At 57.1% G+C, this 13134-nt stretch carries 12 protein-coding genes and 2 tRNA genes; 13 read left to right on the forward strand and 1 reads right to left on the reverse strand.

Annotation, left to right across the window (positions count from 1 at the left end; all coding sequences use genetic code 11):
* Nucleotides 1-12 precede the first annotated feature (12 nt).
* The 3 genes from carB to ACW9IR_RS03970 are packed head-to-tail and all read left to right on the forward strand — an operon-like array spanning nucleotide 13 to nucleotide 4140.
* Nucleotides 13-3234, forward strand: a complete 3222-nt coding sequence (gene carB, locus ACW9IR_RS03960) for a carbamoyl-phosphate synthase large subunit (protein ID WP_110718999.1) — start codon at nucleotides 13-15, stop codon at nucleotides 3232-3234.
* Nucleotides 3231-3707, forward strand: coding sequence for a transcription elongation factor GreA (gene greA / locus ACW9IR_RS03965; RefSeq protein ID WP_003221530.1), 477 nt, complete (start codon nucleotides 3231-3233; stop codon nucleotides 3705-3707). Before carB ends, greA begins: the two co-directional genes overlap by 4 nt.
* Nucleotides 3708-3735: 28 nt before the next feature.
* Nucleotides 3736-4140, forward strand: coding sequence for an MFS transporter (locus ACW9IR_RS03970; protein ID WP_457461773.1), 405 nt, complete (start codon nucleotides 3736-3738; stop codon nucleotides 4138-4140).
* A 9-nt stretch (nucleotides 4141-4149) separates the two neighbouring features.
* On the opposite strand, the gene ACW9IR_RS03975 is transcribed toward ACW9IR_RS03970, so the two are convergent.
* A complete protein-coding gene (locus ACW9IR_RS03975) occupies nucleotides 4150-4458 on the reverse strand; it encodes a YhbY family RNA-binding protein (protein ID WP_003221534.1) in 309 nt (102 codons plus the stop codon).
* Nucleotides 4459-4559: 101 nt separating this feature from the next.
* On the opposite strand from ACW9IR_RS03975, the gene rlmE reads away from it, so the two are divergent.
* The 10 genes from rlmE (at nucleotide 4560) to nusA (ending at nucleotide 13134) form a co-directional block, all read left to right on the forward strand.
* On the forward strand, nucleotides 4560-5189 hold the full coding sequence (gene rlmE / locus ACW9IR_RS03980) for a 23S rRNA (uridine(2552)-2'-O)-methyltransferase RlmE (RefSeq protein WP_008088328.1): 630 nt from the start codon (nucleotides 4560-4562) through the stop codon (nucleotides 5187-5189).
* 202 nt (nucleotides 5190-5391) lie between these two features.
* Nucleotides 5392-7299, forward strand: a complete 1908-nt coding sequence (gene ftsH / locus ACW9IR_RS03985) for an ATP-dependent zinc metalloprotease FtsH (RefSeq protein ID WP_016986501.1) — start codon at nucleotides 5392-5394, stop codon at nucleotides 7297-7299.
* Nucleotides 7300-7307: 8 nt separating this feature from the next.
* Nucleotides 7308-8159: a dihydropteroate synthase gene (folP, locus tag ACW9IR_RS03990; RefSeq protein WP_457461776.1), complete on the forward strand. Its 852-nt coding sequence runs from the start codon at nucleotides 7308-7310 to the stop codon at nucleotides 8157-8159.
* Between the two features lie 16 nt (nucleotides 8160-8175).
* The gene (glmM, locus tag ACW9IR_RS03995; RefSeq protein ID WP_095119529.1) at nucleotides 8176-9513 is read left to right on the forward strand and encodes a phosphoglucosamine mutase; all 1338 of its coding nucleotides are present in this window, start codon (nucleotides 8176-8178) and stop codon (nucleotides 9511-9513) included.
* A gap of 65 nt (nucleotides 9514-9578) precedes the next feature.
* Nucleotides 9579-10334 (forward strand): triose-phosphate isomerase, encoded by a 756-nt coding sequence (tpiA, locus tag ACW9IR_RS04000; protein ID WP_457461778.1) that lies wholly within the window; start codon nucleotides 9579-9581, stop codon nucleotides 10332-10334.
* 4 nt (nucleotides 10335-10338) lie between these two features.
* Entirely contained in the window at nucleotides 10339-10725 is a 387-nt protein-coding gene (gene secG, locus ACW9IR_RS04005; protein WP_027610782.1) for a preprotein translocase subunit SecG, read from the forward strand.
* A 22-nt stretch (nucleotides 10726-10747) separates the two neighbouring features.
* Nucleotides 10748-10833, forward strand: a tRNA-Leu gene (locus ACW9IR_RS04010).
* 97 nt (nucleotides 10834-10930) lie between these two features.
* Nucleotides 10931-11007: transfer RNA gene (locus ACW9IR_RS04015), tRNA-Met, on the forward strand.
* A 139-nt stretch (nucleotides 11008-11146) separates the two neighbouring features.
* On the forward strand, nucleotides 11147-11605 hold the full coding sequence (rimP, locus tag ACW9IR_RS04020; RefSeq protein WP_007915250.1) for a ribosome maturation factor RimP: 459 nt from the start codon (nucleotides 11147-11149) through the stop codon (nucleotides 11603-11605).
* Nucleotides 11606-11652: 47 nt separating this feature from the next.
* On the forward strand, nucleotides 11653-13134 hold the full coding sequence (nusA, locus tag ACW9IR_RS04025) for a transcription termination factor NusA (protein WP_095119527.1): 1482 nt from the start codon (nucleotides 11653-11655) through the stop codon (nucleotides 13132-13134).

The raw sequence follows: 13134 nt of genomic DNA on the forward strand, positions 1-13134 counted from the left end.
AGTGACAAACCCATGCCAAAACGTACAGACATTAAAAGCATCCTGATTCTCGGCGCTGGCCCGATCGTTATCGGCCAGGCCTGCGAATTCGACTACTCCGGCGCCCAGGCCTGTAAAGCCCTGCGCGAAGAGGGTTACCGCGTCATCCTGGTGAACTCCAACCCGGCCACCATCATGACCGACCCGGACATGGCCGACGCGACCTACATCGAGCCGATCAAGTGGCAGACCGTTGCCAAGATCATCGAGAAAGAGCGTCCGGACGCGGTACTGCCAACCATGGGCGGCCAGACGGCTCTGAACTGCGCCCTGGACCTGGAGCGCGAAGGCGTTCTGGAGAAGTTCGGCGTAGAAATGATCGGCGCCAACGCCGACACCATCGACAAGGCTGAAGACCGTTCGCGTTTCGACAAGGCGATGAAGTCCATCGGCCTGGCGTGCCCGCGTTCCGGTATCGCCCACAGCATGGAAGAGGCTAACGCGGTTCTCGAAACCCTGGGCTTCCCGTGCATCATCCGTCCGTCCTTCACCATGGGCGGCACCGGTGGCGGTATCGCGTACAATCGTGAAGAGTTCGAAGAAATCTGCGCCCGTGGTCTGGACCTGTCGCCGACCAAAGAGCTGCTGATCGACGAATCGCTGATCGGCTGGAAAGAATATGAGATGGAAGTTGTCCGCGACAAAAAGGACAACTGCATCATCGTCTGCTCGATCGAAAACTTCGACCCGATGGGCGTGCACACCGGTGACTCGATCACCGTGGCTCCAGCGCAAACCCTGACTGACAAGGAATACCAGATCCTGCGTAACGCCTCCCTGGCGGTACTGCGCGAGATCGGCGTCGAGACTGGCGGTTCCAACGTTCAATTCGGTATCTGCCCGAACACTGGCCGCATGGTCGTGATCGAAATGAACCCGCGTGTATCGCGTTCCTCGGCACTGGCCTCGAAAGCCACCGGTTTCCCGATCGCCAAAGTCGCGGCCAAACTGGCTGTGGGCTACACCCTCGACGAACTGTCGAACGACATCACCGGCGGCAAGACCCCGGCGTCCTTCGAACCATCGATCGACTACGTCGTCACCAAGTTGCCACGCTTTGCCTTCGAGAAATTCGCCAAGGCTGACGCACGCCTGACCACTCAGATGAAGTCGGTCGGTGAAGTCATGGCCATCGGCCGTACCTTCCAGGAATCCCTGCAGAAAGCTCTGCGCGGTCTGGAAGTGGGCGTTTGCGGTCTGGACGAGAAGCTCGACCTGAGCAACCCGGAAAGCATGAGCGTGCTCAAGCGCGAACTGACCGTGCCGGGCGCCGAGCGTATCTGGTACGTGGCGGACGCTTTCCGCGCCGGCCTGACAGTCGAAGACATCTTCGGCATGAACATGATCGATCCGTGGTTCCTGGTGCAGATCGAAGATCTGATCAAGGAAGAAGAGAAGGTCAAGACCCTTGGTCTGTCCGCTATCGACCGCGACCTGATGTTCAAGCTCAAGCGCAAAGGCTTCTCCGATCAGCGTCTGGCCAAACTGTTGGGCGTGACCGAGAAAAACCTGCGTACGCACCGTCAGAAGCTGGAAGTGTTCCCGGTCTACAAGCGCGTTGACACCTGCGCCGCCGAGTTCGCCACCGACACCGCATACCTCTACTCGACGTACGAAGAAGAGTGCGAAGCCGCGCCGTCGGGCCGCGACAAGATCATGATTCTGGGTGGCGGTCCGAACCGTATCGGCCAGGGTATCGAGTTCGACTACTGCTGCGTTCACGCCGCCCTCGCTCTGCGCGAAGACGGCTACGAAACCATCATGGTCAACTGCAACCCGGAAACCGTTTCCACCGACTACGACACTTCCGACCGTCTGTACTTCGAGCCGGTAACCCTGGAAGACGTGCTGGAAATCTGCCGTGTCGAGAAGCCGAAAGGTGTGATCGTCCAGTACGGCGGCCAGACTCCGCTGAAACTGGCCCGTGCTCTGGAAGCCGCTGGCGTGCCGATCATCGGCACCAGCCCGGACGCCATCGACCGTGCTGAAGACCGTGAGCGCTTCCAGCAAATGGTTGAGCGTCTGAACCTGCGTCAGCCGCCAAACGCCACCGTGCGCAGCGAAGACGAAGCTGTTCGTGCTGCCGCGAAAATCGGTTATCCGCTGGTAGTGCGCCCGTCCTATGTACTGGGCGGCCGCGCGATGGAGATCGTTTACAAGGAAGACGAACTCAAGCGTTACCTGCGTGACGCGGTGCAAGTGTCCAACGACAGCCCAGTGCTGCTCGACCACTTCCTCAACTGCGCCATCGAAATGGACGTGGATGCGGTCTGCGACGGCAAAGACGTGGTGATCGGCGCGATCATGCAGCACATCGAACAGGCTGGCGTTCACTCCGGTGACTCCGCGTGCTCGCTGCCGCCGTACTCGCTGCCGGCGCACATCCAGGACGAGATGCGCGAACAGGTCAAGAAAATGGCCCTGGAACTGGGCGTTGTCGGCCTGATGAACGTGCAGTTGGCGCTGCAAGGCGAAGACATCTACGTCATCGAAGTCAACCCGCGTGCTTCGCGTACCGTACCGTTCGTGTCGAAGTGCATCGGTGTTTCCCTGGCCATGATCGCTGCCCGCGTGATGGCCGGTAAGACCCTGAAAGAAATCGGCTTCACCAAAGAAATCATCCCGAACTTCTACAGCGTGAAAGAGGCGGTGTTCCCGTTCGCCAAATTCCCTGGCGTTGACCCGATCCTCGGCCCAGAAATGAAGTCGACCGGTGAAGTGATGGGCGTCGGCGACACCTTTGGTGAAGCATTCGCCAAAGCCCAGATGGGCGCCAGCGAAGTGCTGCCAACTGGCGGTACTGCTTTCATCAGCGTGCGTGACGACGACAAGCCGCTGGTTGCAGGCGTTGCCCGTGATCTGATCAACTTGGGCTTCGAAGTGGTTGCTACTGCCGGTACTGCCAAGCTGATCGAAGCCGCAGGCCTGAAAGTGCGCCGTGTGAACAAGGTGACCGAGGGTCGTCCGCACGTGGTCGATATGATCAAGAATGACGAAGTCACCCTGATCATCAACACCACCGAAGGTCGTCAGTCGATCGCTGATTCGTACTCCATTCGTCGTAATGCCTTGCAGCACAAGATCTATTGCACCACCACCATTGCTGCTGGCGAAGCTATCTGTGAAGCGCTGAAGTTCGGTCCGGAAAAGACCGTGCGCCGCTTGCAGGATCTACACGCAGGATTGAAGGCATGATCAAATACCCAATGACCGTCCAGGGCGCTAAAGCCCTGGAAGAAGAACACGCTCACCTGACCAAGGTCGTCCGTCCGAAGCTCAGCCAGGACATCGGTACGGCCCGCGAGTTGGGTGACTTGAAGGAAAACGCTGAATACCATGCCGCCCGCGAACAGCAAGGCATGGTCGAGGCGCGGATTCGTGACATCGAAGGCCGGATTCAGAATCAGGTCATCATCGACGTCACGACCATTCCTCATACCGGCAAGGTGATTTTCGGCACTACCGTCGAAATCGCCAACGTCGAGACCGATGAAAGCGTCACTTACCACATCGTGGGTGAGGATGAGGCTGACTTCAAACTCGGCAAGATTTCGGTCGGCTCGCCTTTGGCCCGTGCCTTGATCGGCAAGGAAGAGGGCGATGTGGTCGCCGTGAAAACGCCGAGCGGCGTGATCGAGTACGAGATTGTCGAAGTCCGCCACATCTGAAAACAGGCGCCCGCTGCATGCGGGCGCCATGCTTTGGCAGCTGACCCAGATGCTTTGGGTCGGCGGTCTATGGCTGATACATCTCGGTTTGCAGCCGGCGCTGGGCAGGATTGGCCTGGCGCCACTGCTGATCGATGAAGTGGCCAGTGCATTTGAAGTGCTGGTGGTGGGATTTTCCGCCGCATGCGTTGCTTTTCAGGCTTTGGTGCTGGTAGAGGCCGAGGGCCTTGGCAGTCTATGGCGGGATTTTCGTGGGCAGGTGCTGTTGATGGCGTTGTATGCGTGTGCGATGTATGTCGCAGTGCGTGTCGGCTGGCCGGATGCGCAGCGCTGGCAGGTGTTCAGTTATCTGGTTCTGGGGTTTTCCGGGCTGGTGCTGGTGATGCAGCCGGTGCCGGGATGGAGTGGCAGGGTGCGCGAAGCACACCCTTGACCCTTTTCATCACTTGAAGCGATGAACGTTCGACAGCTGCTTGTTGACGCTGAAGTTCTTGCGGTAAACCAGTGCCATCTTGCCGATGACCTGTACCAGGTCTGCTTTGCCAACCTTGCACAGCTCTGCGATGTGCGCCAGGCGCGACTCGCGATCGAGGATGTTGAGCTTGATCTTGATCAGCTCGTGATCCGCCAGGGCGCGTTCAAGTTCGGCTAAAACACCTTCAGTCAAACCGTTGTCAGCCACCGTCAAAACCGGCTTCAGGTGGTGGCCAATGGATTTGTACTGTTTCTTCTGCTCTGGAGTGAGCGGCATAATCTGACCCTTTCGTCTGGATTCTGTAAAATGGCGGCCATTTTACCCGAGGGTTCGTGGATCCGCCCAATTAATCACGACCCTTATCATCGAGGTGCCCAATGGCGCGTTCCAAGACAAGCCTTGGTTGGCTGAAACGACATGTCAACGATCCCTATGTGAAGCAAGCGCAGAAGGATGGCTACCGCTCGCGTGCGAGTTACAAGCTTCTGGAAGTCCAGGAGAAATACAAGCTGATCCGTCCTGGCATGAGCGTTGTCGACCTGGGTGCTGCGCCCGGTGGCTGGTCGCAGGTGACTAGCCGGCTGATCGGTGGTCAGGGGCGCTTGATCGCTTCGGACATCCTTGAAATGGACAGCATCCCTGACGTCACCTTCATCCAGGGCGACTTCACCGAGGACGCGGTGCTCGCGCAGATCCTGGAAGCCGTCGGTAATTCGCAGGTAGACCTTGTGATTTCCGATATGGCCCCCAATATGAGTGGTACGCCTGAAGTGGATATGCCGAAAGCCATGTTCCTTTGCGAGCTGGCACTTGATCTGGCAGAGCGGATCCTCAAGCCGGGTGGCAATTTCGTGATCAAGATTTTTCAGGGCGAAGGCTTTGATGTTTATCTGAAGGATGCCCGCAAGAAGTTCGACAAGATCCAGATGATCAAGCCGGACTCCTCTCGTGGCAGCTCTCGCGAGCAATACATGCTGGCTTGGGGTTATCGCGGGCGTAGTGAGTAAAACGAGGTTTTTGTGCGGGGTGATAGGTTTTTAGTATTTCGCCCGGCTAGCATTAACGAATATTGTGTAGAAAGTGTTTCACAAAGGGTTACAGACGGCGCCTGCCAGAGTCGTAGGTAATGTAGTAAGTTAGGCCGGTGAATATCATGCGAAGCGCGCGCCAGTAGCGGAGCTTGCTTCAGAGGGTAGTTAATTGAACGATATGGCAAAGAATCTGATCCTGTGGTTGATCATCGCGGCTGTCCTGGTGACGGTGATGAACAACTTCTCCAGCCCTAACGAGCCGCAGACCCTCAACTATTCCGACTTCATCCAGCAGGTCAAGGATGGCAAGGTCGAGCGCGTAGCGGTTGATGGCTATGTAATCACCGGCAAGCGCAACGATGGCGACAGCTTCAAGACCATTCGTCCGGCAATCCAGGACAATGGCCTGATTGGCGATCTGGTCGACAACCACGTTGTGGTTGAAGGCAAGCAGCCTGAACAGCAAAGCATCTGGACCCAGCTTCTGGTGGCCAGTTTCCCGATCCTGGTGATCATCGCGGTGTTCATGTTCTTCATGCGCCAGATGCAGGGCGGTGCCGGTGGCAAGGGCGGGCCGATGAGCTTTGGCAAGAGCAAGGCACGCCTGCTCTCCGAAGATCAGGTGAAAACCACATTGGCTGACGTTGCCGGTTGCGACGAAGCCAAGGAAGAAGTGGGCGAGTTGGTTGAATTCCTCCGTGATCCGGGCAAATTCCAGCGCCTGGGCGGTCGTATTCCTCGCGGTGTGCTGATGGTCGGTCCTCCGGGTACCGGTAAAACCTTGCTGGCCAAGGCGATTGCCGGCGAAGCCAAGGTGCCTTTCTTCACTATTTCCGGTTCTGACTTCGTCGAAATGTTCGTCGGTGTCGGTGCCAGCCGTGTTCGCGACATGTTCGAGCAGGCGAAGAAGCACGCGCCGTGCATTATCTTCATTGACGAAATCGACGCCGTCGGTCGCCATCGTGGCGCCGGCATGGGTGGCGGTCACGATGAGCGTGAGCAGACTCTCAACCAGTTGCTGGTTGAGATGGACGGCTTCGAAATGAACGACGGCATCATTGTTATCGCTGCAACCAACCGTCCAGACGTACTCGACCCAGCGCTGCTGCGTCCGGGCCGTTTCGACCGTCAGGTTGTCGTCGGTCTGCCGGATATCCGTGGTCGCGAGCAGATTCTCAAGGTTCACATGCGTAAAGTGCCAATGGGTGACGACGTCGCTCCGGCCGTTATCGCGCGTGGTACTCCAGGCTTCTCCGGTGCTGACCTGGCTAACCTGGTCAACGAAGCGTCGCTGTTCGCTGCGCGCAGCGGCAAGCGCATCGTTGAAATGAAAGAATTCGAACTGGCCAAAGACAAGATCATGATGGGCGCCGAGCGCAAATCGATGGTCATGTCCGAAAAAGAGAAGCAGAACACCGCTTATCACGAAGCAGGCCACGCCATCGTTGGCCGCGTCGTGCCTGAGCATGATCCGGTGTACAAGGTGTCGATCATTCCGCGCGGTCGTGCGCTGGGTGTGACCATGTTCCTGCCGGAAGAAGATCGTTACAGTCTGTCCAAGCGTGCACTGATCAGTCAGATATGCTCGCTGTACGGTGGCCGTATTGCGGAAGAAATGACTCTGGGCTTCGACGGTGTGACTACCGGCGCCTCTAACGACATCATGCGTGCCAGCCAGATTGCGCGGAACATGGTGACCAAGTGGGGCCTGTCGGAAAAACTCGGTCCGTTGATGTATGCCGAAGAAGAGGGTGAAGTATTCCTCGGTCGCGGCGGTGGCGGTCAGGCTGCCAGCTTCTCTGGTGAGACAGCCAAGCTGATCGACTCCGAAGTACGCAGCATCATTGACCAGTGCTACGGCACGGCCAAGCAGATCCTCACGGATAACCGTGACAAGCTCGATGCGATGGCTGACGCTCTGATGAAGTACGAGACGATCGATGCCGAGCAAATCGACGACATCATGGCAGGTCGCACGCCTCGCGAACCTCGCGACTGGTCGGGCGGCACTGGTACGCCACCGCCTCCTGTCGTTCGTGATGAGCGTCCGGAAACACCGATTGGCGGTCCGGCTGCTGACGTTTAAGGTTTGAAATGACTTCTGTACAGTCCCTGACCCGGTTGCCTTGCGGCAACCGGGTTCTTGATTTGGCCCAGACGCATGTCATGGGTATTCTCAATGTAACTCCTGATTCTTTCTCCGATGGCGGCCAATACAGCCAGCTCGACGCGGCCTTGCGCCACGCTGCAGCCATGGTGGCAGCCGGTGCGACGCTGATCGATGTTGGCGGTGAGTCCACTCGACCCGGTGCGCGGGCGGTATCGCCGCTGGAAGAGCTGGAGCGTGTAGCGCCCATCGTGGAGCTGATCAATCGCGAGCTCGATGTCATTATTTCGGTCGATACCTCCACGCCAGCCGTGATGCGCGAAACTGCGCGGCTGGGGGCTGGCTTGATCAATGATGTGCGATCGTTGCAACGTGATGGCGCGCTGGATGCTGCTGCGGCGACGGGTTTGCCGGTGTGTTTGATGCATATGCTGGGTGAGCCAGGTGATATGCAGGATAATCCGCAGTATCAGGATGTCACTCTTGAGGTGGGCGAGTTTCTCACCGAGCGGATGTCGGTGTGTGCTTCGGCGGGTATTCCTGCCGAGCGAATCATTCTCGACCCTGGCTTCGGCTTCGCCAAAACCCTGCAGCACAATCTAAGCTTGTTCAAGCATATGGAAGCCCTGCATGCGTTGGGTCGACCGTTGTTGGTCGGTGTTTCGCGAAAAAGCATGATTGGACACGCCTTGAATCGTCCGGTAGGCGAGCGCCTTTTTGGTGGGCTGGCCCTGGCAGCGCTGGCGTCGGTAAAGGGTGCGCGTATATTGCGCGTCCATGATGTAGCGGAAACGGTAGATGTTGTGCGGATGATCGCGGCCGTGGAATCAGCCGAATAAGAATGATGGAGCGCTTATGAGCAAGAAATATTTTGGTACTGACGGCATTCGTGGTCGCGTCGGTGAATACCCGATTACTCCTGACTTCATGCTCAAGCTCGGCTGGGCTGCCGGCATGGCGTTCCGCAAGATGGGCGCCTGCAAGGTGCTGGTCGGCAAGGACACGCGAATTTCCGGTTATATGTTCGAGTCGGCTCTTGAAGCCGGTCTGACATCGGCTGGTGCTGATGTAATGCTGCTTGGTCCGATGCCAACGCCGGCCATCGCTTATCTGGCGCGCACGTTTCAGGCTGAGGCCGGTATTGTGATTAGTGCGTCGCACAATCCGCATGATGATAACGGCATCAAATTCTTCTCCGGCAAAGGCACCAAGCTGCCCGATGAACTGGAGTTGATGATCGAAGAGTTGCTCGATGCTCCAATGACCGTGGTCGAGTCGAGCAAGATCGGCAAAGTTTCACGAATCAACGATGCATCTGGTCGCTACATTGAGTTCTGCAAGAGCAGTGTGCCCACCGGCACCAACTTCTCTGGTCTCAAGATTGTCATCGATTGTGCCCATGGCGCGACCTATAAAGTTGCCCCAAGTGTTTTCCGCGAGCTCGGTGCCGAGGTTGTCGTGCTGTCGGCCCAGCCCAATGGTCTGAATATCAACGAAAACTGCGGCTCGACCCATATGGACCAGTTGCAGGCAGCGGTACTGGCTGAGCACGCCGATCTGGGGATCGCTTTTGACGGCGATGGTGATCGGGTCTTGATGGTCGATCACACGGGGGCCATCGTTGATGGTGATGAACTGCTGTTCATCATTGCCCGCGATCTGCATGAACGTGGCAAATTACAGGGTGGGGTGGTGGGTACTCTGATGAGTAACCTCGGTCTGGAGTTGGCCCTTGCCGATCTTTCGATCCCATTCATTCGTGCCAATGTTGGCGACCGCTATGTGATCGCTGAACTGCTGGAGCGCAATTGGCTGGTCGGTGGTGAAAACTCGGGGCATATCGTTTGCTTCAATCACACCACCACCGGCGACGCGATCATCGCAGCGTTGCAAGTGCTGATGGCGCTCAAGGCGCGCAATGAAGGTCTCGCACAGACCCGGCAGGCCTTGCGCAAGTGCCCTCAGGTTCTGATCAATGTGCGTTTTGGTGGTGGCGAAAGCCCGCTGGAACACCCGGCTGTCAAGGAGGCCAGTGCGCGTGTTACTCAGGCAATGGCTGGCCGCGGTCGCGTGCTTTTGCGCAAGTCCGGGACAGAGCCTCTGGTGCGCGTAATGGTCGAAGGCGAGGATGAAACCCTGGTTCGCAACTACGCCGAAGAGCTGGCAAAACTGGTAACTGAAGTTTCTGCCTGATACGGCTTGCAAGCCATGATTGTGTTGGGTAACATCTGCGCCCACTTTGACCGACGAGGTACAGCATGCGTCGCCCTATGGTAGCTGGTAACTGGAAGATGCACGGTACCCGCGCCAGCGTCGCTGAGCTGATCAACGGCCTTCGTCATCTGGCCTTGCCAAGCGGTGTTGACGTCGCGGTATTCCCGCCTTGCTTGTATATCAATCAAGTGATTGATGGCTTGAAAGGCAAGTCGATTTCGGTCGGCGCGCAGAACTCTGCGGTGGAATCCATGCAAGGTGCATTGACCGGTGAAATTGCTCCGAGTCAGTTGGTGGATGCAGGTTGTTCCCTGGTACTTGTCGGGCACTCCGAACGCCGTCAGATAATGGGCGAGCGAGACGGAATGCTGAATCGCAAGTTCGCAGCGGCACAGGCATGTGGCTTGACTCCGGTGTTGTGTATAGGGGAAACCCTTGAGCAGCGCGAAGCCGGAAAAACTCTTGAGGTTGTCGGGCGTCAGCTGGGCAGCATCATCGAGGAGCTGGGTGTCGGTGCCTTTGCCAAGGCAGTCATTGCTTACGAGCCGGTCTGGGCTATTGGTACCGGACTGACTGCAACGCCGCAGCAAGCTCAGGATGTGCATAAAGCCATTCGCGAGCAGCTGGCGGCAGAGAATTCTGAAGTCGCACGAGGTGTGCGGCTTCTATACGGCGGCAGCGTGAAGGCGGCCAATGCGGTCGAACTGTTCGGCATGCCGGATATCGATGGGGGGCTCATTGGTGGAGCTTCCCTGAATGCAGATGAGTTCGGTGCGATTTGTCGCGCCGCGGGAAACTGAAAAAATGCTGGAAACAGTCGTAGTCGTTTTTCATCTGCTGGGTGCATTGGGCGTAGTTGCTCTGGTTTTGCTGCAGCAGGGTAAGGGTGCGGACGCTGGCGCGTCTTTCGGAGCAGGTGCTTCAAATACTGTGTTCGGAAGCCAAGGTTCCTCTACCTTTCTTAGTAAGTTTACTGCTATACTTGCCGCCGGTTTCTTCATAACCAGCTTGGGGTTAGGTTACTTTGCTAAAGAGAAGGCTCATCAGCTGACTCAAGCAGGTTTACCAGATCCAGCAGTGTTGGAAGTGCCTAAGCAACAACAACCGGCTTCTGATGATGTTCCGGTGCTTCAAGAGCAAAAGTCGGCTACTCCAGCGACTGACGTACCTCCAGCTCAAGAGCAGAAGTAAGAAGAGTTTCAAACGTAGTTTTGCCGAGGTGGTGGAATTGGTAGACACGCAACCTTGAGGTGGTTGTGCCCATAGGGTGTAGGGGTTCGAGTCCCCTTCTCGGTACCAATTAGTCAGGAAAGCCCGCTGTTGCGGGCTTTCTTGCAGGTGGAAGGTTACATTGACCCAATAAGGGATCGGTCGTATACTTCCGCCCCAGCTTTGTCGCGGGGTGGAGCAGTCTGGTAGCTCGTCGGGCTCATAACCCGAAGGTCGTCGGTTCAAATCCGGCCCCCGCAACCAGTTTAAGGAGCCCCTTTTAAGGGGCTTTTTGTTAGCTGGACACTTTCAACGCCGCTGTTCGACGGCGTTTCAAGGATGGGCGTTAAGCCCATTTTTTTATTTTGCAAAGCATGCACATATCATGCACTAGGGGGTTCAGGTGTCGAGCAAGCTAGAAGAGTTGCAGGCCTTGCTGGCCCCGGTGGTCGTGGCCCTGGGCTATGAATGCTGGGGTATCGAGTTTTCGGCTCAGGGTCGTCACTCGATGTTGCGCGTTTATATCGATAAAGAGGGCGGCGTGCTGGTGGACGATTGCGCCATTGTCAGCCGTCAGATCAGCGGTGTGCTGGATGTTGAAGATCCAATCTCCGTTGAATACACCCTCGAAGTTTCCTCGCCTGGCATGGAGCGCCCACTGTTCACTCTTGAGCAGTTTGCAAAGTTTGCCGGTGAACAAGTGAAGATCAAGCTGCGTTCGCCTTTTGAAGGGCGCCGCAACTTTCAGGGCCTTCTGCGCGGTGTAGAAGAGCAGGATGTCGTGGTGCAGGTAGACGACCATGAGTTCCTGTTGCCGATCGATATGATCGACAAGGCCAACATTATTCCCAGTTTTGACTGAGACGCGGATCCCGCGGATCCAATGGCTTGCGAAAGGCGAGGCGTACGATGAGCAAAGAAGTACTGCTGGTTGTTGAGTCGGTATCCAATGAAAAGGGCGTACCGGCAAGCGTAATTTTTGAAGCGCTGGAGCTGGCTTTGGCCACTGCTACCAAAAAGCGTTTTGAGGACGAAGTTGACCTGCGTGTGGAAATTAACCGCCACACCGGGGCATACGAAACTTTCCGTCGCTGGACGGTCGTCGAAGAGAACGATCTTGACGATCCGGCTATCGAAACCTGGCCAAGCAAGGTTGCCGAAACGCATCCAGGTGCTCAGGTAGGTGACGTCGTCGAAGAGAAGATCGAATCCATCGAGTTCGGGCGTATTGCTGCACAGACTGCCAAGCAAGTCATCGTGCAAAAAGTACGTGAAGCCGAGCGCGCTCAAGTGGTTGACGCTTATCGCGAGCGCCTTGGTGAGATCATCTCCGGCACCGTGAAAAAAGTCACTCGCGACAACGTGATCGTCGATCTGGGTAACAACGCTGAAGCGTTGCTGGCTCGTGAAGACATCATTTCTCGCGAAACCTTCCGTGTCGGCGTGCGTCTGCGCGCGCTGCTCAAGGAAATCCGCACCGAGAACCGCGGCCCGCAGCTGATCCTGTCGCGTACCGCGCCGGAAATGCTGATCGAGCTGTTCCGCATCGAAGTGCCGGAAATTGCCGAAGGCCTGATCGAAGTAATGGCAGCGTCCCGTGATCCGGGTTCGCGCGCCAAGATCGCCGTCCGCTCCAAGGACAAACGCATCGACCCGCAGGGCGCTTGCATTGGTATGCGCGGTTCGCGCGTCCAGGCAGTGTCGGGCGAGTTGGGTGGTGAGCGTGTGGATATCGTCCTGTGGGACGACAACCCGGCCCAGTTCGTGATCAACGCCATGTCCCCGGCCGAGGTTGCGGCAATTATCGTTGACGAGGATGCCCACGCAATGGACATCGCCGTTGGCGCAGACAATCTGGCTCAGGCCATCGGTCGTGGTGGTCAGAACGTGCGTCTGGCGAGCCAGTTGACTGGCTGGACCCTGAACGTGATGACCGAATCGGACATCCAGGCTAAGCAGCAAGCAGAAACCGGCGACATCCTGCGCAACTTCATCGACGAGCTGGAAGTCGACGAAGAACTGGCTCAGGTGCTGGTAGATGAAGGCTTCACCAGCCTGGAAGAGATTGCCTACGTACCGTTGGAAGAAATGCTCAACATCGACGGCTTTGACGAGGACATCGTCAACGAGCTTCGCGCTCGTGCCAAGGATCGTTTGTTGACCAAAGCCATCGCTACTGAGGAAAAGCTGGCAGACGCCCATCCGGCCGAAGACCTGCTCTCGCTTGAGGGTATGGACAAGGATTTGGCGATGGAACTGGCGGTGCGCGGCGTAATTACCCGCGAAGACCTGGCCGAGCAGTCTATTGACGACCTGCTCGACATCGACGGCATTGACGATGATCGTGCCGGCAAGTTGATCATGGCCGCCCGAGCCCACTGGTTCGAGTAA

Source organism: Pseudomonas sp. SDT291_1_S447 (assembly GCF_054070155.1).